Annotated in this window: 21 protein-coding genes; 10 read left to right on the forward strand and 11 right to left on the reverse strand. The window is 62.9% G+C overall.

From position 1 onward, the window contains the following. Nucleotides 1-314: 314 nt before the first annotated feature. Nucleotides 315-1,091, reverse strand: coding sequence for an enoyl-CoA hydratase (locus CBW66_RS25915; protein WP_086140448.1), 777 nt, complete (start codon nucleotides 1,089-1,091; stop codon nucleotides 315-317). Between the two features lie 185 nt (nucleotides 1,092-1,276). On the opposite strand from CBW66_RS25915, the gene CBW66_RS25920 reads away from it, so the two are divergent. Both CBW66_RS25920 and CBW66_RS25925 read left to right on the forward strand, forming a co-directional pair. Then, complete coding sequence (locus CBW66_RS25920) at nucleotides 1,277-2,470, forward strand: MFS transporter (protein WP_240513063.1); 1,194 nt, start codon at nucleotides 1,277-1,279, stop codon at nucleotides 2,468-2,470. Nucleotides 2,471-2,607: 137 nt separating this feature from the next. Continuing rightward, the gene (locus CBW66_RS25925; RefSeq protein WP_070312619.1) at nucleotides 2,608-3,045 is read left to right on the forward strand and encodes a universal stress protein; all 438 of its coding nucleotides are present in this window, start codon (nucleotides 2,608-2,610) and stop codon (nucleotides 3,043-3,045) included. 39 nt (nucleotides 3,046-3,084) lie between these two features. On the opposite strand, the gene CBW66_RS25930 is transcribed toward CBW66_RS25925, so the two are convergent. Beyond that, nucleotides 3,085-4,317, reverse strand: coding sequence for a murein transglycosylase A (locus CBW66_RS25930; RefSeq protein ID WP_230492383.1), 1,233 nt, complete (start codon nucleotides 4,315-4,317; stop codon nucleotides 3,085-3,087). A 61-nt stretch (nucleotides 4,318-4,378) separates the two neighbouring features. Here CBW66_RS25930 and CBW66_RS29745 point away from each other — a divergent pair, with 61 nt between their 5' ends. Beyond that, the gene (locus CBW66_RS29745; protein WP_257620533.1) at nucleotides 4,379-4,513 is read left to right on the forward strand and encodes a hypothetical protein; all 135 of its coding nucleotides are present in this window, start codon (nucleotides 4,379-4,381) and stop codon (nucleotides 4,511-4,513) included. A 23-nt stretch (nucleotides 4,514-4,536) separates the two neighbouring features. Here CBW66_RS29745 and apaG read toward each other — a convergent pair whose 3' ends face one another. Continuing rightward, nucleotides 4,537-4,911 carry a Co2+/Mg2+ efflux protein ApaG gene (gene apaG, locus CBW66_RS25940; RefSeq protein ID WP_070223779.1) on the reverse strand — a complete coding sequence of 125 codons (375 nt, stop codon included), beginning with the start codon at nucleotides 4,909-4,911 and terminating at the stop codon, nucleotides 4,537-4,539. A 167-nt stretch (nucleotides 4,912-5,078) separates the two neighbouring features. Here apaG and rpe point away from each other — a divergent pair, with 167 nt between their 5' ends. From rpe to CBW66_RS25975, 7 genes are all read left to right on the forward strand, one after another. Beyond that, nucleotides 5,079-5,753 (forward strand): ribulose-phosphate 3-epimerase, encoded by a 675-nt coding sequence (gene rpe, locus CBW66_RS25945; protein WP_034753544.1) that lies wholly within the window; start codon nucleotides 5,079-5,081, stop codon nucleotides 5,751-5,753. After that, nucleotides 5,753-6,457 (forward strand): phosphoglycolate phosphatase, encoded by a 705-nt coding sequence (locus CBW66_RS25950; protein ID WP_086140450.1) that lies wholly within the window; start codon nucleotides 5,753-5,755, stop codon nucleotides 6,455-6,457. Before rpe ends, CBW66_RS25950 begins: the two co-directional genes overlap by 1 nt. A 260-nt stretch (nucleotides 6,458-6,717) precedes the next feature. Then, entirely contained in the window at nucleotides 6,718-8,214 is a 1,497-nt protein-coding gene (gene trpE / locus CBW66_RS25955; RefSeq protein ID WP_086140451.1) for an anthranilate synthase component I, read from the forward strand. 1 nt (nucleotide 8,215) lies between these two features. Further along, nucleotides 8,216-8,779, forward strand: a complete 564-nt coding sequence (locus CBW66_RS25960; RefSeq protein ID WP_086140452.1) for an aminodeoxychorismate/anthranilate synthase component II — start codon at nucleotides 8,216-8,218, stop codon at nucleotides 8,777-8,779. 65 nt (nucleotides 8,780-8,844) lie between these two features. Continuing rightward, complete coding sequence (gene trpD, locus CBW66_RS25965) at nucleotides 8,845-9,888, forward strand: anthranilate phosphoribosyltransferase (protein ID WP_086140453.1); 1,044 nt, start codon at nucleotides 8,845-8,847, stop codon at nucleotides 9,886-9,888. A gap of 34 nt (nucleotides 9,889-9,922) precedes the next feature. Continuing rightward, a complete protein-coding gene (gene trpC, locus CBW66_RS25970) occupies nucleotides 9,923-10,723 on the forward strand; it encodes an indole-3-glycerol phosphate synthase TrpC (protein ID WP_086140454.1) in 801 nt (266 codons plus the stop codon). Nucleotides 10,724-10,743: 20 nt separating this feature from the next. Continuing rightward, nucleotides 10,744-11,199: a hypothetical protein gene (locus CBW66_RS25975; RefSeq protein WP_086140455.1), complete on the forward strand. Its 456-nt coding sequence runs from the start codon at nucleotides 10,744-10,746 to the stop codon at nucleotides 11,197-11,199. Here CBW66_RS25975 and CBW66_RS25980 read toward each other — a convergent pair. The 8 genes from CBW66_RS25980 to CBW66_RS28820 form a co-directional block, all read right to left on the reverse strand. Next, nucleotides 11,150-12,319 (reverse strand): GGDEF domain-containing protein, encoded by a 1,170-nt coding sequence (locus CBW66_RS25980; RefSeq protein WP_230492382.1) that lies wholly within the window; start codon nucleotides 12,317-12,319, stop codon nucleotides 11,150-11,152. The two genes, CBW66_RS25975 and CBW66_RS25980, sit on opposite strands and share 50 nt — an antisense overlap. A gap of 178 nt (nucleotides 12,320-12,497) precedes the next feature. Beyond that, nucleotides 12,498-14,396: a M61 family metallopeptidase gene (locus CBW66_RS25985; RefSeq protein WP_268992809.1), complete on the reverse strand. Its 1,899-nt coding sequence runs from the start codon at nucleotides 14,394-14,396 to the stop codon at nucleotides 12,498-12,500. Between the two features lie 27 nt (nucleotides 14,397-14,423). Next, a complete protein-coding gene (locus CBW66_RS25990) occupies nucleotides 14,424-15,032 on the reverse strand; it encodes an NTP transferase domain-containing protein (protein WP_086140457.1) in 609 nt (202 codons plus the stop codon). Between the two features lie 13 nt (nucleotides 15,033-15,045). Further along, entirely contained in the window at nucleotides 15,046-17,310 is a 2,265-nt protein-coding gene (locus tag CBW66_RS25995; RefSeq protein ID WP_086140458.1) for a xanthine dehydrogenase family protein molybdopterin-binding subunit, read from the reverse strand. A 10-nt stretch (nucleotides 17,311-17,320) separates the two neighbouring features. Next, the gene (locus tag CBW66_RS26000) at nucleotides 17,321-17,779 is read right to left on the reverse strand and encodes a (2Fe-2S)-binding protein (RefSeq protein WP_070292451.1); all 459 of its coding nucleotides are present in this window, start codon (nucleotides 17,777-17,779) and stop codon (nucleotides 17,321-17,323) included. 132 nt (nucleotides 17,780-17,911) lie between these two features. After that, nucleotides 17,912-18,628 carry a DsbC family protein gene (locus tag CBW66_RS26005; RefSeq protein ID WP_230492381.1) on the reverse strand — a complete coding sequence of 239 codons (717 nt, stop codon included), beginning with the start codon at nucleotides 18,626-18,628 and terminating at the stop codon, nucleotides 17,912-17,914. Nucleotides 18,629-18,797: 169 nt separating this feature from the next. Beyond that, complete coding sequence (locus CBW66_RS26010; protein ID WP_230492380.1) at nucleotides 18,798-20,030, reverse strand: FAD-dependent monooxygenase; 1,233 nt, start codon at nucleotides 20,028-20,030, stop codon at nucleotides 18,798-18,800. Further along, nucleotides 20,027-20,251, reverse strand: a complete 225-nt coding sequence (locus tag CBW66_RS28820) for a hypothetical protein (RefSeq protein ID WP_139841772.1) — start codon at nucleotides 20,249-20,251, stop codon at nucleotides 20,027-20,029. The genes CBW66_RS26010 and CBW66_RS28820 overlap by 4 nt, the downstream gene beginning before the upstream one ends. Nucleotides 20,252-20,263 lie beyond the last annotated feature (12 nt).

Consider the following 20,263-nt stretch of genomic DNA (forward strand, 5'->3'; position numbering starts at 1 on the left):
AACTGACAGGCTGTTTCTTGCGAAACATCCTATTCATTTACTTCTTGTGAACATTTGATATTTTAAGTTTGACGCTGCTTGCGCAACGCTGCACTTACATCAAATGCCCACACTTATCGACTGTTAATTGTTAAAGAACTGTATTCGGTACTGCTTTCGCGCTATCGACAAAGCGTTGTGTTTGTCAGCTGCGAAGAAGGAAGAGTATGAGGCATTTCGCTACATCCGTCAACCTTCTTTTTTAATACCCAGCCCCTGAAGGCCGTCCCTTTTGTGCCGCAAACTGGTGCGTCTCATCGGGGAGGCGAATCATATCAAAGACCGTCGAAGTTTGGCAAGCGCTTTTCCAGGAAAGCGTGCATGCCTTCTTTTTGCGCAGGCGTACCGAAGGCGGCCTGGAACAAACGGCGCTCATAGGCGACGCCATCGGTCAAGGTGGTTTCAAACGCGCGGTTGACGCAATCCTTGATCATCATGGCAACCGAGGTCGGCATGGCGGCGATGGTCTTGGCGGCAGCCAAGGTTTCTTCCAGTAATTTATCGGCCGGCACCACGCGCGACACCAGGCCGATGCGTTCCGCCTCGGCAGCATCGATGGTGCGTGCCGTCAGCAGCAGATCCATGGCCTTGGCCTTGCCGATGGCACGCGGCAAGCGCTGCGTACCGCCCGCGCCCGGCGTGACGCCGACCTTGATTTCCGGCTGGCCGAATTTGGCGCTGTCGGCGGCAATCAGGAAATCGCACATCATGGCCAGTTCGCAGCCGCCACCGAGTGCATAGCCGGCCACCGCGCCGATCACCGGTTTGCGCACGCGCAAGATATGCTCCCAGTTGCGGCTGATATAACCCTGGGTAAAAGTATCGGGATACGTGTAATCGGCCATGGCGGCGATATCGGCGCCGGCGGCAAACGCTTTTTCGCTGCCCGTCAGCACGATGCAGCCGATATGCTCGTCCGCGTCGAACTTCAGCAAGGCGTCGCCCAGCTCATTCATCATGTTGTCGTTCAAAGCGTTCAAGGCCTTGGGGCGGTTCAGGCGGATGATCGCCACTTTGTCCTGGATGTCGATGATCAAGTCTTCGTATTGCATAGTGTCTCCTCTCGATGAACGGTGCACCGATTGTAGCGGCTAACGGCAGCGGCGCGGCAGATGCGCTGCTATTATTGTGAGCCCGATCACTTTTCATCGAGCAAGGTATTTTCTCTTCCCTCTTCCAGTCCTGTGCCCGCCACCTGCGCGGCGACGGCAGCGCCGCCAGCGTCAATTTTCGCCGCCTGTGGTTCAGCAACGGCCTCAATTGCTTCGGCGCCCAGATCACTTCGCTGGCCCTGCCCCTGTGCGCGGTCTTGTTATTGCATGCGACGCCTGAACAGATGGGCGTGCTGGTCGCCCTGCAGGCGCTGCCGTTCGCCCTGTTCGGCTTGCCCGTCGGCGTGCTGCTGGACCGGCGCAGCAAGCATCCGATCATGCTGTTCAGCGAAAGCATGTGCGGCCTGGCCCTGGCCAGCGTGGCCGTGGCCTACTGGTGCGGCGTGCTGTCGATGCCATGGCTATATATCGTGGGATTCATCATCGGCACGGGCTTCGTCGTCGGCGGCGGCGCCGAACAAGTGTTTCTGACTTTCCTCGTGGGCCGCGATGGCTTGATCGATGCGCAATCGAAATTTGCCGCCACCGAATCGGCGTCGCGCCTGATCGGCCCCGGCCTGGCCGGCGTGCTGGTGCAAGTCTTGTCGGCACCCGTCGCCATCCTGTGCACGGCGTGCGGTTATCTCATTTCCGTCTTCAATCTGCGCGCCATGAGCGTACGCGATCCGCGTCCCGCACCGTCCGACAAGCACGCCCTGCGCGACATCGCCGACGGCTTGCTGTTCGTCTGGCGCGAGCCGCTGCTGCGCGCGCTCGCCTGGGGCGCCGGCATCTGGCACTTCCTGTTTTACGCCAGCATGGCCTTGACGGTGCTGTTTGCCACGCGTGACCTGGGCATGAGTCCTGGCGTGCTGGGCATGACGCAGATGCTGGGCGGCGCCGGCGTCTTGCTCAGCGCCTTCATCGTCAAGCCGCTGACGAAGCGCTACGGCGCCGGCCGCACCATCCTGATCGGCCTGGCATCGACCTCGCTCTGCTTTGCCCTGACGCCAACGATTCCCGCCTTGCTCTTCGGCAGCGCGGCCGCCAGCGCCGTCGCTTATGCGATATTGATGTTCTTTTTCGATTGCGGCGTGATGCTGTTCTTTATTCCCTACCTGGGCTTGCGCCAGAAGGTCACGCCCGATCCCATGCTGGGCCGCATGACCTCGACAATGCGCTTCCTGACGGTGGCGACGGCGCCGCTGGGCGCGCTGGCCGCCGGCTGGGTAGCGGAACACTTTGGCGTGCGCAATGGCCTGGCCTGCATCGCGGCAGGCAGCATTGCGTTGACGGTCGCCATGGTGTGGGGTACGCCGCTGCGTAGCGTGCGCACCTGAAGCGAGGAACGGGCATACACTGGCGAAAGATTGCCTTGGCGACACTATTCATGCCAAAGCCTGTGAGGTTTGATTTACATCAAGGTTTTAATTGATGTAAATCCATAAGCTGTCTTACATCACTTGAGGAGCACGCCATGTTTAACACCATCTTATTTCCCACCGACGGCTCGCCGTTGTCCGACAAAGCCGCCGAGACCGCCCTCGCCTTCGCCCAATTGAACAAGGCCAAGCTGGTCGCCATCAGCGTGGTGCAGCCGTTCCCGTTCTCGCCGATGGCCGATGGCGGCATCGTGCTCGACGCCAGCCTGTATGAACAGCAGATGCAGGAAGCGTCGCAACGCGCGATCGACAAGATCGGCGCAGCGGCGCGCGCCGCCGGCGTGCCCTTCGAAGGCGTGGTGGCCGTGTCACCGAGCCCGCACGACGAAATCGTCAATGCGGCGCAAACCTACCATTGCGACATCATCCTGATGGCCTCGCATGGCCGCAAGGGCTTGAACAAGCTGTTCGTTGGCAGCGAAACGCAAAAAGTGCTGGCCCACACCCACCTGCCTGTCATGGTCTTGCGCTAACCTTCGCCAGCGCAATCCCCGCCCGGCGCCGCGAGAAACTCAGCGCGCCGGCGCCTGCTTCGGCAACAACACCCACACGGCGCCGCTCTGCTTCATGCGGCCCGCATTCTCGGCCGCTTCCGCGCCAAAGCCAAAGAAATAATCGACCCGGATCGGCCCGCGAATGGCGCCGCCCGTATCCTGCGCCATCACCAGGCGCTGCATGGGAATCTCGCTATTGGCTTGCGTGGTGGACAAAAACACGGGCGCGCCCAGCGGCAGGAAGCGTGAATCGACGGCCACCGAGCGCTGCGGCGTCAGCGGCACGCCCAGCGCGCCCTTCGGTCCCACTTTCGGATCCGGCAAACGCTCTTCCTTGAAGAACACATAGCTGGGATTGGCGTTGAACAATTCATCCTTGCGCGTCGGGTGGCCGGCGATCCACGCCTTGATGCCCTGCGCGGACGCCTGGCTCAGGGTCAGCTCGCCCTTGTCGACCAGGTAGCGGCCGATCGATTTATACGGATGGCCGTTCTGGTCCGCATATGCGACGCGCACGGTTTCCTGCGTATCGGTCAGCTGCACGCGCCCCGAACCCTGCACTTGCAGGAAGAACGCCTCGACTTCGTCATCCACCCACAGCAATTCCTTGCCCGTCACGGACGTGGCGCGCTCGATGTCGGCACGGGTCGCGTACGGTATCACCTTCTTGCCGACCAGCTTGCCCCGCAGGCGCATGTTCTTCAGTTCCGGATACACGCCGGCCAGGTCGACCGAAACGAGGTCGTCGGGCACCTTGTACAGCGGTGTCTGGTATGGACCGCCGCGCTTGCGCGCGCCGTGCAGCAGCGGCTCGTAGTAGCCGGTGACGAGGCCCGTGCTGGCGCCATCGGCGGTAATGACTTGATTGGGCACAAAGAAGGTTTCGAAGAACAGGCGGATGGCCTTGTCGCTGTCGGCATTCACCTGGCGCGCGATCGTGCACGATTCCTTCCAGTCCGGACGCTTTACCAGCACGCCGCACGAAGCCATGAACGCTGGCCAGGCGGCGCGCACGTCGTCGCGGGCCCAGCCAGGCAAGGCGGCAAATTTGGTGGGCACGAAAGTGGGGGCCGCCGCTGCATCGATAGCGTCCTTGGCGTCTGCAGGCTTGGCCGGCACGGGCCTGACGACGGTCGGCGCGATGGGCGGCGCCTTGCCGCCGGCGGCGGCCGGTGGCGCGGATGGCGTGGTACAGGCGGAAAGCGCAAGCGCGACGGCGCCGATGGAAACGGGTAGACTACCGCGTGTCAACAGACGGCGGGTAAATACTAAGCTGCGGGTAAATAACATAGGGGTGCGTATGTGGATCTTGATGATAGAGGCGCTGGTGGCGTTCTTCTTGCTGGCATTTATAGTCTGGTGGACCATGTATTCGGGTAAAAAACCCGCGCCACCGGCACGCAAGCAACTCAGCGAAGAACAGGACAGCACCGAAAAACTGAAATAAGGGGCCAAGCCCCCGGCGTTGCGTCAATGCAGGGTGCGCGGCACCGACAGCACGAACTCGGGAATCAAAGCTTCGAACTGATGGCCGTCTTCTGCCACGCAAAAGTATTCGCCGCGCATCGAACCTTGCGGCGTGCCCAGCATGGTGCCGCTCGTGTATTCGAACTGCTCGCCCGGCTGCAGCAGCGGCTGGTGGCCAACGGCGCCCAGACCGCGCACCTCTTCCACCTTGTTGTTCGCATCCGTGATAAGCCAGTGGCGCGAAATCAGCTGTGCGCCAGCCGTGCCCGTGTTGACGACGCGGATCGTGTAGCTGAACACGTGCCGCCCCTGGTCCGGTGCAGATTGTTCGGGCAGATATTGCGTCTTGACCGTTACCGTAAATTCATAAGTCGCCATCGTCATTCCTATTCAGACATTGCCAGTCGTATTGTGTGCCGCGCGCGACGCATTGACCATCGCGCGATGCGTATTCTGTGTTTCACGGTCCTTCAATGAAGCATGGTACCGGCGTCAAGCGTAAAATAGCGCATCTTCGCATTTTCTACTCTCAGCCTTTAGCCACCATGACAACATTCCGTATCGCTCCCAGCATCCTGTCCGCCGACTTTGCCCGCCTGGGCGAGGAAGTGCGCAACGTCGTTACCGCCGGCGCCGACATCATCCACTTCGACGTGATGGATAACCATTATGTGCCGAACCTGACCATCGGCCCGCTGGTGTGCGAAGCGATCCGCCCGCACGTGCAAGTGCCCATCGACGTGCATCTGATGGTCAAGCCTGTCGATCGCATTATCCCGGATTTCGCCAAGGCTGGCGCGAACATCATCACCTTTCACCCGGAAGCGTCAGACCACGTCGACCGTTCGCTGCAGCTGATCCGCGATAACGGCTGCAAATCGGGCCTGGTCTTCAACCCGGGCACGCCGCTGCACTACCTGGAGCACGTGATGGACAAGATCGACATCATCCTGATCATGTCGGTCAATCCGGGCTTCGGCGGCCAGTCCTTCATTCCGCAAGCGCTGAAGAAAATCGCCGAAGCGCGCCGCATGATCGACGAATCGGGCCGTGACATCATGCTGGAAGTCGATGGCGGCATCAAGATCGACAACATCGCCGCCGCCGCCGCCGCCGGCGCCGACACCTTTGTCGCCGGCTCGGCCATCTTCGGCAAGCCCGACTACAAAGCCGTCATCGACGCCATGCGCGCCGAACTGGCAGCCGTCAAGGGCGCCTGATGCAAGCGGGCACGGTGAAAGACCACGTACTGGCCGGCGTGCGCGCCGCCATCATCGACCTCGATGGCACGATGCTCGACACCGTGCCCGATTTCCATGTCGCCATCAATGGCATGCGCGCGGAACTGGGCCTGGCGCCCATCAGCGCCGAAGCCATCAAGCTGATGGTGGGCAAGGGCTCGGAAAACCTGATACGCACGGTGCTGGCCCTCGACTTCGACGCGGCCGGCGTGGAACAGCGCTTCGAGCAGGCGATGGACGGCTACCAGCGCCACTACCTGGCCATCAATGGCCAGTTCAGCACCCTGTACCCGGACGTGGAAGCGGGGCTGGCGGCAATGAAGGCGGCGGGTTTGCGCCTGGCCTGCGTCACCAACAAGCCGATCGCCTTCGCCCTGCCGCTGCTGAAACAGAAAAAGCTCGACGGCTATTTCGAGATCGTCTACGGCGGCGATTCGCTGCCGAAGAAAAAACCGCACCCCATGCCGCTGCTGCAAGTGTGCGCCGATTTCGACCTGGCGCCATCCAAAGTGGTGGCCATCGGCGACTCCTCGAACGACGCGCAAGCGGCCAGGGCTGCGGCTTGTCCCGTATTGACGGTACCGTATGGCTACAATCACGGACACTCTATACACGATACCGATTCCGATGGTATAGTAAAGACGCTGCTCGAAGCAGCCCGTTTTATTAGCATGCAAAACTAACCGGCATACTGACCAAACCCCACACCATATCGTGAACACGTTTCTCATCAAAAAACACAACGTCACCCAAACCGGCTCGATTGAGGCCTGGCTTTGGCGACGCTGGCAATCCTGGCAGGCCTGAAGGCCGAGCCGTTACGATTGCTGCCGGCTGCACACGCGCAATTTGCGCATGTTCCATGTACCGGCAAGTTTTTTGATAACCCACCGCAGGGTTTGTGCATTATGCGCACTCGCACCCTGACGGCATGGAGAGACACATGACCGAACTCGAATTCAAATCGCTGGGCCAGCAAGGCTACAACCGCATCCCCTTGATCGCGGAAGCGTTCGCCGACCTGGAAACCCCGCTCACGCTGTATCTGAAACTGGCGCAAACCCAGCAAGGCGGCAAGAACACCTTTTTGCTCGAATCCGTCGTCGGCGGCGAACGTTTCGGCCGCTACTCCTTCATCGGCTTGCCCGCCACGACCGTGCTGCGCAGCTACGGCAAACGCACCGAGATCGTCAAGAACGGCGTCGTGATCGAAGAACACGAAGGCAACCCGCTCGACTTCATCGAACAGTACCAATCGCGCTTCAAGGTGGCCCTGCGCCCCGGCATGCCGCGCTTCTGCGGCGGCCTGGCCGGTTACTTCGGCTACGACACCGTGCGCCACATCGAGAAAAAGCTGGCCGGCGGCGCGCCGAAAGATGACTTGAAGCTGCCCGACATCCAGCTGATGGTGACGGAAGAACTGGCCGTCATCGACAATCTGTCCGGCAAGCTGTACCTGATCGTTTACGCCGACACGACGCAAGCCGAATCGTTCAGCAAGGCGCAGCAGCGCCTGAAGGATTTGCGCATGATGCTGCGCCGCGGCGTCGATGCGCCCGTCACCAGCGCCTCCGTGCGCACGGAAACCATCCGCGACTTTTCCAAGGAAGACTACCTGAAGGCGGTCGCCAAGGCGCATGAATACGTGATGGCGGGCGACCTGATGCAAGTGCAGATCGGCCAGCGCATCCGCAAGCCCTATGTCGATTCGCCGCTGACCCTGTACCGCGCCTTGCGCTCGCTCAATCCGTCGCCGTACATGTACTTCTATAATTTCGGCGACATGCAGATCATCGGCGCCTCGCCCGAGATTTTGGTGCGCAACGAGAATACGGCCGATGGCGGCAAGAAAGTCACCCTGCGTCCCATCGCCGGCACCCGTCCGCGCGGCGCCACGCCGGAACGCGACGCGGAATTGTCGGCCGAGCTGCTGGCCGACCCGAAAGAGATCGCCGAGCACGTGATGCTGATCGACCTGGCGCGCAACGATATCGGCCGCATTGCCGAGACGGGCAGCGTGCAAGTCACCGACCGCATGGTCATCGAAAAATACTCGCATGTGCAGCACATCGTCTCGAACGTGGAAGGCACCTTGAAAGAGGGCTTGTCGAACCTCGACGTGCTGCGCGCGACCTTCCCCGCCGGTACCCTGACGGGCGCGCCGAAAGTGCGCGCCATGGAAGTGATCGACGAGCTGGAAATCACCAAGCGCGGCATCTATGGCGGCGCCTGCGGCTACTTGTCGTTTGGCGGTGAAATGGATGTGGCGATCGCCATCCGCACGGGCGTGATCAAGGATGGCATGCTGTACGTGCAGGCCGCAGCCGGCATCGTGGCCGACTCGATCCCCGAAATGGAATGGCAGGAAACGGAAAATAAGGCACGCGCTGTGCTGCGCGCCGCCGAACAAGTGCAAGATGGTCTGGATGGAGGGTTTTAAGATGCTGCTCATGATCGACAATTACGACTCCTTCACCTACAACATCGTGCAGTATTTCGGTGAACTGGGCGAAGACGTGCGGGTCTACCGCAACGACGAAATCACGATCGAACAGATCGAGGCGCTGAACCCGGACCGCATCTGCATCTCGCCCGGCCCGAAAGCGCCAAAGCAGGCGGGCATTTCCGTGGAAGTGCTCAGGCACTTCGCCGGCAAGAAGCCGATACTCGGCGTATGCCTGGGCCACCAGGCCATCGGCGAGGCGTTTGGCGGACAGGTCATCCGCGCCAAGCAGGTCATGCACGGCAAGACTTCCCTCATCGCGCATACGGGCGTGGGCGTCTTCAAGGACATCCCCAGCCCCTTCACAGTGATCCGCTACCACTCTTTGGCGATCGAACGCGCCTCGCTGCCTTCCTGCCTGGAAGTGACGGCGTGGACCGACGACGGCGAAATCATGGGCGTGCGCCACCGGGAATACGATATCGAGGGCGTGCAGTTTCACCCCGAATCGATCCTCTCGGAGCACGGCCACGCCCTGCTGAAGAACTTTCTCGAGCGCTGATCCCATGCGCACGCCCCGGCGTGCCGTCAGTGTCCTCCTGCGCCATCATTGAAGAAGGAAGCATCATGCCGATCACCCCACAAGAAGCGCTGCTGCGCTGCATCGAACACCGCGAAATCTTTCACGACGAAATGCTGTACCTGTTCCGCCAGATCATGTCCGGCGAAATGTCCCCCACCATGATCGCCGCCCTCACCATGGGCTTGCGCGTGAAAAAAGAAACCATCGGCGAAATCGCCGCCGCCGCGCAAGTGATGCGCGAGTTTTCCACCAAGGTGCCCATGGCCGACACCACCAACCTGCTCGACATCGTCGGCACGGGCGGCGACGGCGCGCACACCTTCAATATTTCCACCGCCTCGATGTTCGTGGCGGCGGCCGCCGGCGCGCGCGTGGCCAAGCACGGCGGGCGCAGCGTCTCGTCCTCGTCCGGCAGCGCCGACGTGCTCGACTCGCTGGGCGTCAACATCAACCTGCAGCCCGAGCAGATCGCCCAGTCGATCGCGCAGACAGGCATCGGCTTCATGTACGCGCCGAACCACCACGCGGCCATGAAGCATGCGGCGCCCGTGCGCCGCGAACTGGGCGTGCGCACGATCTTCAATATCCTGGGGCCGCTGACGAATCCCGCCGGGGCGCCGAACATCCTGATGGGCGTGTTCCACGCCGACCTGGTCGGCATCCAGGTGCGCGTGCTGCAGCGCCTGGGCGCGCAGCATGCGATCGTCGTGTATGGCCGCGACAACATGGATGAAGTGTCGCTCGGCGCCTCTACGCTCGTCGGCGAACTGGTCAACGGTGAAATCCGCGAATATGAAATTCATCCCGAAGACTTCGGCATGTCGATGATCGCCAGCCGCAACCTGAAGGTGGCCGATTCCGTCGAATCGAAAGCGAAGATGATGGAAGCGCTGCGCGGCGAACCAGGTGCCGCCGCCGATATCGTCGCCCTGAATGCGGGCACGGCGCTGTACGCGGCCGGCGTGGCCAGCTCGATCGAAGACGGCCTGGCGCGTGCGCGCGCCGCCGTCAGTTCGGGCGCCGCGCTGGCAAAACTCGACCAATTCGTGCAGGTCACGCAGCAGCTGGGCACCCCGCCGCAAGCGTAAGCCCTCCGCCCTCCTTGATAGAATAGCGACCATCATGTCCGACATACTCGATAAAATCCTGGCCGTGAAGGCCGATGAAGTGGCCAAGGCCAAAGCCCGCCGCAGCCTGGCCAGCCTGCGCGGCGACGTGGAAAGCGATAGCGCCCTGCGTGCCGGCCTGCGCGGCTTCGAGGCAAGCCTGCGCCAGCACATCGCCGCCGGCAAGCCCGGCATCATCGCCGAAGTGAAAAAAGCGTCGCCATCGAAAGGCGTGATCCGCGCCGACTTCCGCCCAGCCGACATCGCCGCCAGCTATGCGGCGCATGGCGCGGCCTGCTTGTCGGTGCTGACGGACGAACAGTTCTTCCAGGGCTGCGTGGATTACCTGCAGCAGGCACGCGCCGCCTGCGCCATCCCCGTGCTGCGCAAGGATTTCATGGTCGACATGTACCAGATCTATGAAGCGCGCGCCATGGGCGCCGACTGCATCCTGCTGATCGTGGCGGCGCTCGACCATGGCTTGATGGCCGAGATGGAAGCCTGCGCCCACGAACTGGGCATGGGCGTGCTGATCGAAAGCCACGACGGCGAAGAACTGACGGCGGCATTGAAACTCAAGAGCGCGCTGATCGGCATCAACAACCGCAACCTGCGCACGTTCGAAACGTCGCTGGAAACGACACTCGGCCTGCTGCCGCGCATCCCGCAAGACAAATTGATCATCACGGAATCGGGCATCCACAGCACGGCCGACGTGCAACGCATGCGCGATGCGCACATCCACAGCTTCCTCGTGGGCGAAGCGTTCATGCGCGCGCCAGACCCCGGCGTGGAGCTGGAACGCCTGTTCAGTTAAACCATGGTAGTCTGGCCGACATGAGACACGCGATCATCGTCCTTGCCACCGCCGTCCTGCTGTCGGCTTGCCAGACTACGGCCCCGCCAGCGGTGCGCACGCCTGCAGCGGGCACACCGGCCGCGCTGCAGCTGGCGGCCAGCATCGACGCCTACAAGGCGCTGGTGGCGCAGCAGATCATGGCGGCCAACGGGGAATACACGTTCAGCGGGCGCCTGCCGCCCATGCTGCCTGCCATCGTCGTGCTCGACCTGAGCGTGGGCCCCGACGGCGAACTGAAAAGCGTGCGCGTGCACCGTTCGCGCGACAGCGACGCATCGGCCGTCGCGCTGGCCGCCGTGCGGCGCGTGCCGGTATTCTTTCCGCCGGCGGGACACCTGATGCACCGCCACGCCAAGACTTTCGATTTTTCCGAAACCTTCCTGTTCAACGACCAGTACCGCTTCCAGCTGCGGACATTGTCCGGTCCCCAGTAAACACGCAAGCATCGAGTTCGATGCGGTCGCGTCCCCGCTCCTTGGCCAGGTACAGGGCCGCATCGGCGCGCGACAACAGCTGTTCCAGTCCTTCCACCACCGATGCCTGGCAAGCGACGCCGATGCTGACCGTGCACGCAGGCAGCCCCGCGTGGTTCGGTTCGCGCAGCAAGGCGCGGATGCGTTCGGCCACGCCCAGCGCATTATGCGCCGGCATGTCCGGCATCAGCACGACGAACTCCTCGCCGCCAAAACGCGCCACGCAATCCGATTCGCGCAAGGCCCCCTGGATCATGGTGGCCACATGCGCCAGCACCTGGTCGCCCACCGCATGACCGTAGCGGTCATTGATCGATTTGAAGTAATCGAGGTCGATGCTGAGCAATGTCAGCGGCAGGCGGCGACGCCGCAGATTGCCTATTTCGCGCGCATAGGCGTCGCCAAAGCCGCGCCGGTTCAGCACTTGCGTCAGCGGATCGTGGGTCGCGCGGCGCTCCAGTATCAGCTGCAGGCGGCGCGTCGCCATCGTCATGAAGCCCACCGTCAGCAGCAGCGCCATGAAATTGGCAACCGCCAGATAGATGCCGGCCGGCGTGCCGGCCACCGCCAGGTTCACGCTGGCGCCGCCATGCAGCAAGGCCGACACGCCGCGCGCCAGCACCACGACCGCTTGCAGCAGCATCAGGGCGCCAAAGAAGAAACTCGAGAAATGGCGTTCGCCATGGCGCCACACCAGTTGCACCTGGCGCGCATAGAACAGGAAGACCAGCAGCGAAAAGACCGCCACGCGGGCCGAAAAATCGGGGTGCGCCAGCAGCCACCAGCTATTGCCGGCGATGGCCAGGGCAAGTATCAGCAGATAGGCGCGGCGGCTGGGCGCCAGGCCAAAGAATTTCTCCGTGCCCAGCATCGACAGGCCGATGCCGGCCACCAGCGCCGCGTTGGCCGCGATCGTGGACAATGCCGGCGGCAGCACTTCGCGGGTGCTAAACAGCAGAGACGCGCACACGAGCAGCAGCAAGCCGGCCGCCCAATGCCCGAGGCCGTGCACCTCGCGCCGGAAACTGCGGTACACCGAAAACATGACGATGCTCATCGCCCCGCACATCAGGGTGGTCATCAGCATAATCGTTCGAGGATCGAGGGTTTGCACGTTGGGCGCGAATCTAAAAGAAGCAATTCGGCAATTTTAGTTTAGTTAAAGAAAAATTAGTTCATTTGCATTTGCGAAATTGCTGCCTGAAATAAAAAACCGGCCAGTGAGGCCGGTTTTCTGTCTTACTGCATGACAAACAGCATCATGCCGCGCTAGGACGCTTCGGCCCCGTGGCTTTCCTTGACGCCGGCAGCAGGGTCAAGCTGACACCGGGCACGCGGTCGCCCTGCAGCACGGCGGTGAATGTCATCAGCTCGTCGCGCCGGAAGGCGTGAATGGCCACCCTGGCGCCGACGGCGTAACGGCCCAGCAGCGTCTCCAGATTGGCCGGGTTGCCCGTCACGCGCAGGCCATCGACGGCCACCAGCACGTCGCCCGCCGACAGGCCGGCCACGTGGGCGGCGCCGCCCTGGTGCACCTGCGCCAGCTTGGCGTCGTTGCCGTCGCGGCCCAGGTTGACGTCCAGGCTGGCTTTTTCGCCCTTGCGCGCGTCGCTGTATTTCACGCCGAACGGCGCCAGCAGACGCGCCAGCGGCACGTCGTCCGTGCCGCGGATATAGCGCTCGAAGAACGGTTTCATGCGCGTGCCGGAGACCTCGTCGAACAGCGCTTCAACTTCGGCCGGCGTCACGCCGCGCGCCTTACCCTTGTAGAAATCGCGGCCATAGCGCTGCCACAGCGCCTGCATCACGTCATCGAGCGATTTTTCGCCATTCGTCTTCGTGCGGATCGTCAGATCGAAGGCCAGCGCGATCAGCGAACCCTTGGTGTAGTAGCTGACGATGGCGTTCGGCGCGTTTTCATCCTGGCGGTAGTACTTGCCCCAGGCGTCGAAGCTGGAATCGGCCACGCTCTGCTTGGTGCGGCCGCTGCCGCGCAGGACGCTGTTGACGGTCTTGCCGAGCAGCTTGAAATAGGCCGCTTCGTCGATCAGGCCCGCGCGCACCAGCATCAGGTCGTCGTAATAGCTGGTGAAGCCTTCGAACAGCCACAGCAGCGGCGAATAACTTTCCGCCTGCAGATTGTATGGCGCAAAGGCGGCCGGCTTGATGCGCTTGACGTTCCAGGTGTGGAAGTACTCGTGGCTGCACAGGCCCAGGAATTTCAGGTAGCCGTCGCCGATCTCCGTGCTGGTCGAAGCCGTCGTCGGCAGGTCGGCACGCGCGCAGATCAGCGCCGTCGAGGCGCGGTGTTCCAGGCCGCCGTAACCGTCGCCAACGGCCATGGTCATGAACACATAGCGGTCCATCGGCGCTTTTTTCGTCTTCGGCTCGAAGAAGGCGATCTGCGTTTCGCAGATGGCTTTCAGGTCGCGGCACAAACGCGGCAAATCCAGGTTCGGCACCTTGCCCGTGACGACGATATCGTGCGGCACGCCATGCGCGGTGAAGCTGGCCAGTGCGAAGTCGCCCATCTCCACCGGATGGTCGATCAGCTCATCGTAGTTGGCCGCCTGGTAGCTGCCGAAACCATAGCGCTTCGCTTTCAGTTCCGGCAGGGTGGTGGCCACGCGCCAGGTCTTGCAGGCCGCATCCTTGGGCTGCACGATATGCACTTCATGGGCGTCGGATTCCTGGCCCAGCACGCGCAGGAATACGCTGGTGCCGTTGAAGAAGCCGTGAGTCTGGTCAAGGTGGGCGGCGCGCACGGACAGGTCCCAGGCATACACGTCGTATTCGACCGTCAACGGGCCCTTGCACGGCGCGGCTTGCCACGAGTGCTTGTCCAGTTTGGTCAGCGCCACGGCCTTGCCCTCGGATTCGGCGCGGATGCTGACGATGTTGCGCGAAAATTCGCGGATCATATAGCTGCCCGGGATCCAGGCCGGCAAGGACAATACCTGGCCGATGGCGGCCGGCGACTTGACCGTCAACGTCACCCTGAACATATGGCCGGCCAGGTCGAGGGCGGCGATATTGTAGATGATGCCGGCGGCCGGTAGGGCTTTCGCTGCGGCTTTCACGACGGCTTTGCTTGTGGCTTTGCCGCTTGCCTTGGCTCCCGCCTTGGCGGTGATTTTTTTTGTTGGTGCTTGCTTCATGTTTTCCTCGTATCTGGCTTGGATGTTCTACAATCGTCCGGGCGCGCCAGGCACCGGCGACAAATCGTCAGGTGTATCAATATCGCGCAAGATGCCGCCGTCGTCCACCGTCACTTCGCGCACGGCATGGCTGTTGACGATGCTGCGCGCGCCCTGGTCGCCATCGAGCGCCAGCAGCAGCGGCAAGTGAAAGGCACTGAATGCGACGGGATTGCCGCGCCGTCCATGGAACACGGGCACGGCGATGCGCGCGCCATCGCCGATGGCGTGCGACAAGGCGGCGATTGTAGCCGCTTCCACGAAAGGCATGTCGCCCAGGGCGATCAGCCAGCCCGGCGCGCCGCGCACATAATCGATGGCGCAGGTCAGCGACGCGGCCATGCCCGTATCGGCATCATGGCAGACGCGCACCTCGCAGCCCAGCGCACCGAGCACGCGCGCCACCTGCGTGTCATCGGCACGCACCACGGCCAGCACGCGCGGCAAGGCCGCCAGCATGTTCCTGGCGGCCGCCACTACCACGGGCAAGCCCGCATGCGGGCCTTCGGCCAGCGGTTGCAATAATTTGTTCTGTACGCCGGAAGGGTCGAACCTGCGTCCCCTTCCGGCTGCCAGCAAGATGCCGACCGTACTCAAAAAGCCGCTGCCGTCATGCGGCCGCCAGGTCGAACGGCAGCTTGCGCAGGCGCTTGCCCGTCAGGGCGAACAGCGCGTTGGCAAAGGCGGGCGCCAGCGGCGGCACGCCCGGCTCGCCCATGCCCGTCGGCGCATCGCCCGACGGCACCAGATGTACCTCGATCACCGGCATGTCGGGCATGCGCGGCACGGGATAGTCGCCGAAGTTCTGCTGCTCCACCACGCCATCCTTGAGCGTGATGGCCGCGCCGGGGATGGTCATGCCCAGCGCCATCAGCGCGGCGCCCTGCACTTGCGCTTCGATCGTCAAGGGGTTGACGGCCAGGTTGCAATGCACGCCCGCCCATACCTGGTGCAGCTTGGGCGCGCCGTCCACCACGGACGCCGTCACCACGTAGGCGACGACGGAATTGAACGACTCGTGCATGGCCACGCCCCAGGCTTGCCCTTTCGGCAGCTTCTTCCTGCCATAGCCGGACTTGGCCACGGCCAGGTCCAGCGCGGCGATGTGGCGCGTATGCTTGGCGTCGATCATCTGCTTGCGGTAGGAGACGGGATCCACCTTCGCCACATGCGCCGCTTCGTCGATCAGGGTTTCCATGACAAAGGCCGTGTGCGTCGAGCCGACGGAGCGCCACCACAGCACGGGCACGTTCGCCTTGGCCGTGTGCACGGACAGTTTCATCGGCAGGGTGTACGGCTCGCCCATGCCTTCGACCATGGTGCCGTCGACGCCATTTTTCACCATGAACGCTTCGAACGGCGTGCCGGCCATGATGGACTGGCCCACGATGGTGTGGTCCCAGGCGAGGATCTTGCCCTTGGCGTCCAGGCCGATCTGCGCGCGGTGCACGTGCGATGGCCGGTAGTAGCCGCCCTTGATGTCATCCTCGCGGCTCCACATCAATTTCAACGGGCCGCTCTTGCCCGCCGCGCGGTATGCCTTGGCGACGTTGACGGCTTCGACCACGTAGTCGGACGAGGGCACGGCGCGCCGGCCGAAGCCGCCGCCCGCCATCATCGTGTGCAGGGTCACCTGCTCCGGTTTCAGGCCCGAAGTAGCCGCGATGGCCGCCTGGTCGCCCGTCTGGAATTGCGAACCTACCCACATCGTGCATTTGTCGGCCTGCAGGTCGACCACGCAATTGAGCGGTTCCATCGGTGCGTGCGCGAGATAGGGGAATTCGTAGACGGCTTCGATTTTTTTTGGCGCCTTGGCCAGCGCAGCGACGTCAAATGCGCGCGCCACCGTGCCCGGCGTCTTGGCCAGCGCCTTGAAAGCGGCCAGCTGCTTGTCGCTGCTGACCTTTTCCACGGCGCTCGTATCCCACTCGATCACCAGCGCATCGCGCCCCTGCTTGGCGGGCCAATAGCCGTCGGCAATGACGGCCACGCCGCTGCCGCCACGGTCGGTCTTCACTTCCAGCACCTCCAGCACGCCCTTGATGGCCTTGGTCTTGCTGGCGTCAAATTTCGCCACCTTCGCGCCAAACACGGGCGGGCGCGCCACCATGGCGACTTTTGCGCCAGGCGGCTTGAAGTCGATGCCGAACTGCTGTTTTCCCGTGGACTTGGCGGCCGCGTCCAGGCGTTTCACGGGTTTGCCGATGATGGCAAAGTCGCGCGGGTCCTTCAGCTTGACGCTGGCGGGCACGGGCTGGCGCATGGCCGCGTCGGCAAATTCGCCATACGTCGCCTTTTGTCCGCCGGGGCCATACAGCACGCCCTTCGCGGCGCGCACCTGGTCGGGACTGACTTTCCACTGCGCGGCGGCGGCGCCCACCAGCATGGCGCGCGCCTTGGCGCCGATTTCGCGGTACTGGGTAAACGAATGGGCGATGCTGCCCGAGCCGCCCGTCATCTGCATGCCGTAGGCGGCATCCTTGTACTGCTCGCCGGCCGGCGCCAGCGCGCCGTGCACCAGGCTCCAGTCGGCGTCGAGTTCCTCGGCGATCAGCATGGGCAAGCTCGTTTGCACGCCCTGGCCGAATTCCAGCCGGTTCACCTGCACCGTCACCGTGTTATCGGGCGCGATGTGCAAGAAAGCGTTTGGCGCATACGCGGGCTTGGCGGGGGCGGCATCGGCCGCCTGCGCCAGCTTGCCTGTGCCGGGCAGGAAAAAGCCCAGCATCAAACCGCCGCCCGCCACCGCGCCGGCCTTCATGAAACCGCGCCGCGAGACGCCATCGGCCAGCGCCACCGGCACCGATGCCAGCGCCGCGCCCAGGGTCACGCCGCCATGCTGCAATGCTTCCTGATTCAACCATTCGATACGCATGTCGCTCTCCTCAGGCCAGGGTCTTGGCCGCGTCCTTGATGGCTGCGCGGATCCGTTGATAGGTGCCGCAGCGGCAGATATTGCCGCTCATGGCGCCGTCGATGTCGGCATCGCTGGGCGACTTGTTGGTGCGCAGCAGCGCCGTCGCGCTCATCACCTGGCCGCTTTGACAGTAGCCGCATTGCGGCACGTCGTGGCGCACCCATGCCGCCTGCACGGCCTTGCCCACCTGGTCGTTTTCCATCGCCTCGATGGTGGTGATCTTTTGCGCGCCTACCGAGGAAATCGGCGTGATGCACGAGCGGATCGGCTGGCCGTCGAGGTGCACCGTGCAGGCGCCGCACAGGGCCGCGCCGCAACCGAACTTGGTCCCCGTCATGTTCAGGTTATCGCGCAGCGCCCACAGGATGGGCGTGGAGGGATCGGCGTCGACCTGCGTGTCGCGTCCGTTGATATTCAAGGTAATCATCTGCTGCTTCCCCTTTTTTGGATTGTTATGGCGTCTACGAACAACACTTGATGATACGACAGCGGAAAAAAGTGCAAAAAAAAGCGCGCCTTGCGAGGGCGCGCCGTCCAGCCTTCCTGGCGACAGCCCGGATTACTTAATGGTCGAGAATTTCTGTTCCAGCGTTTTCGCATCGACCGCGCCCGGAATGCGGCTGCCGTCGGCAAAGAAGATGGCTGGCGTGCCCGAAACGCGCAATTGCTGGCCCAGGGCGAGGATTTTTTCATGCGGATTGGCGCAATTGGCCGGCGATGCGGCAGGCACTTTGCCATTCAGCATCCAGTCATCCCAGGCCTTGTTGCGGTCCGGCGAGCACCAGATATTGCGCGACTTGGCGATCGAATCGGGCGACAGGATGTTGTACATGAAGGTGTAGACGGTGACGTTGTCGATTTCCTTCAGCGCGTTCTGGCGGAAGCGCTTGCAGTAACCGCAGTTCGGATCTTCGAACACGGCGATCACGCGCTTGCCATTGCCCTTGACGGTTTTCATGGCCGAATCGAGCGGCAGGTCGGAGAACTTGATGCGGTTGACTTCGTCCAGGCGCACCTTGGTCAGGTCTTGCGAGGTCTTGGCGTCGAAGACGTGGCCGACGAACAGATACTGCGCGCTCTTGTCCGTGTACAGGATGTCGCCGCCCGTGCGCACTTCATACAGGCCGCCGTACGGGGTTTCCTTGACCGAATCGACCTTGGCGCCTTCGCCCAGGCGCGGCTCGATCAGCTTTTTGATGCTCGCTTCCGTCGGCGTCTCCGCGCCGGCGCACGACATCATCAGGCCCGAGGCCATCAGCAAGGCGATTTTGCTCATGCTTGCGTTCATTGTCATCACTATCACTTCTCCACTTGAAACGCCCGGCGAAACTGCCCCTGGCCCGGCGTCGTTATCTCTTTGACAAAACGATCGCCGCAGACCAGCTGCGGCGACCTTGAATTTTCACTAGTACCATTATCCGGCGATATCTTAAGATACGCTGATATTACTGATGTCCCAATGCGTGCGAGATCATTTTTCGCTTCAGGGCAGGTAATTTATCCAGCAAGTTTAATCCCAAATTGCGAACCACGCGCAAAGGCTCCAGATCGGCGCCGAATAACCGCGCCAGGCCATCGGTGGCCAGCTGCATCAGCAGCACGTCTTCCTTGCGCGCGCGCGCATAGCGGGCCAGCACCCGTTCGTCGCCAATGCCGCGGTGGGCTTCGCGTTCGCCGATCGTCTTGACCAGCTGCGCCACGTCGGCAAAGCCCAGATTCATGCCGTGGCCGGCCATCGGGTGCACCACGTGAGCGGCGTCGCCCACCAGGGCCACGCGCGGCGCCACCATGGCGTGCGGGCGCATCAGGGTCAGGGGAAACGCGCGCACCAGCTCCGGCTGCAGCGGCGTGAGTTTACCCAGTTTGTCGTGGCAGTATGCGGCCAGGCGCGCGGCCAGGGCGTCGGCCGGTTCGGCCATCAGGGTATCGGCCAGCGCGTCGGGCGCCGACCAGACGAGAGAGACGCGCTCGCCCGGCAGCGGCAGCAGCGCGACGATGCCTTCGCTGCCCGTAAACCACTGGTGGGCCGCGCCATGGTGCGGCTTTTCGCAGGCGAAGTTGCTGACCACGCCGCGCTGGCCGTAGGAGCGGTAATCGAGGCCGATGTCGCACTGGCCCCGCACCCACGATTGGGCGCCGTCCGCGCCGACCACCAGCGCACAGGTGATGGTGTCGCCGCCGTCGAGGTGCACGATGGCCGAGTCGTTCGTCCATTCCAGGCGGCTGGCGCGGCCCTGCAGCACGCTGACGTTCGGCGCGAATTTCAGGGCGGCGTCGAGCGCCTGGCCCAGGTTGCGGTCTTCGACGATCCACGCCAGGGCGCCCACATGGGCGCCATAGGCATCGAAACCGAGTCCGCCCGCCTGCGCGCCGTCGCCGTTGACCAGCATGGCGTCGACGGGCGCCACCCTGTCGGCCGCCAAAGCGCCCCATACCTTCAACGACGACAGCAACTGGTGCGCCGTGTGATTGAGCGCATACACGCGCACATCCCAGCTGGCTTCCACCGGCTTGGTGGCAGGTGCCGGAGGACTCGCCGGGGATAACAGGGTGACGCTTTGTCCTGCCTGGGCAAACGCCAGCGCCGTGGTTTTCGCGATGGCGCCGTTGCCGACGATGCAAACGTCGCTGTGGCTGTGCATGAAGCGCCGCGTGGTGGGGGGAGTGGGACTGTTCATGCGGTTATTATAGCGTTTGCCCCACCCTTTTCAGATAGTCCGGAAGTACAGGATACGTGCCCCAGATCAAGCGGCTTGACCGCACAGGCCGCGTAGCCAAGCCAGGCAAGCACCGCCATTTGTTGACCTGAAACACGAAAATCCACCCAATCCTTGACTTCACAACAAATAAAAATATCGCCCGCGATATTTGCACGAAAATCGCAGACCGGCTCTTGCATTTCCGTCTTGGT

The sequence above is a fragment of the Janthinobacterium sp. GW456P genome, assembly GCF_002127655.1.
In the GTDB taxonomy this organism is placed as follows: Bacteria; Pseudomonadota; Gammaproteobacteria; order Burkholderiales; family Burkholderiaceae_D; genus Janthinobacterium.

Bases quoted from the DNA above. Each gene is read 5' to 3' on its own strand.
- CBW66_RS25960 (WP_086140452.1), top strand. From the start codon at position 8,216: ATGCTGCTCATGATCGACAATTACGACTCCTTCACCTACAACATCGTG.
- CBW66_RS25980 (WP_230492382.1), bottom strand. From the start codon at position 12,319: ATGACCACCCTGATGTGCGGGGCGATGAGCATCGTCATGTTTTCGGTG.
- CBW66_RS26010 (WP_230492380.1), bottom strand. From the start codon at position 20,030: ATGAACAGTCCCACTCCCCCCACCACGCGGCGCTTCATGCACAGCCAC.
- trpC (WP_086140454.1), top strand. From the start codon at position 9,923: ATGTCCGACATACTCGATAAAATCCTGGCCGTGAAGGCCGATGAAGTG.
- apaG (WP_070223779.1), bottom strand. From the start codon at position 4,911: ATGGCGACTTATGAATTTACGGTAACGGTCAAGACGCAATATCTGCCC.
- CBW66_RS25925 (WP_070312619.1), top strand. From the start codon at position 2,608: ATGTTTAACACCATCTTATTTCCCACCGACGGCTCGCCGTTGTCCGAC.
- CBW66_RS25950 (WP_086140450.1), top strand. From the start codon at position 5,753: ATGCAAGCGGGCACGGTGAAAGACCACGTACTGGCCGGCGTGCGCGCC.
- trpE (WP_086140451.1), top strand. From the start codon at position 6,718: ATGACCGAACTCGAATTCAAATCGCTGGGCCAGCAAGGCTACAACCGC.
- CBW66_RS25995 (WP_086140458.1), bottom strand. From the start codon at position 17,310: ATGCGTATCGAATGGTTGAATCAGGAAGCATTGCAGCATGGCGGCGTG.
- CBW66_RS26005 (WP_230492381.1), bottom strand. From the start codon at position 18,628: ATGAGCAAAATCGCCTTGCTGATGGCCTCGGGCCTGATGATGTCGTGC.
- CBW66_RS25915 (WP_086140448.1), bottom strand. From the start codon at position 1,091: ATGCAATACGAAGACTTGATCATCGACATCCAGGACAAAGTGGCGATC.
- rpe (WP_034753544.1), top strand. From the start codon at position 5,079: ATGACAACATTCCGTATCGCTCCCAGCATCCTGTCCGCCGACTTTGCC.
- CBW66_RS28820 (WP_139841772.1), bottom strand. From the start codon at position 20,251: ATGCAAGAGCCGGTCTGCGATTTTCGTGCAAATATCGCGGGCGATATT.
- CBW66_RS25975 (WP_086140455.1), top strand. From the start codon at position 10,744: ATGAGACACGCGATCATCGTCCTTGCCACCGCCGTCCTGCTGTCGGCT.
- trpD (WP_086140453.1), top strand. From the start codon at position 8,845: ATGCCGATCACCCCACAAGAAGCGCTGCTGCGCTGCATCGAACACCGC.
- CBW66_RS25985 (WP_268992809.1), bottom strand. From the start codon at position 14,396: ATGAAGCAAGCACCAACAAAAAAAATCACCGCCAAGGCGGGAGCCAAG.
- CBW66_RS26000 (WP_070292451.1), bottom strand. From the start codon at position 17,779: ATGATTACCTTGAATATCAACGGACGCGACACGCAGGTCGACGCCGAT.
- CBW66_RS29745 (WP_257620533.1), top strand. From the start codon at position 4,379: ATGATAGAGGCGCTGGTGGCGTTCTTCTTGCTGGCATTTATAGTCTGG.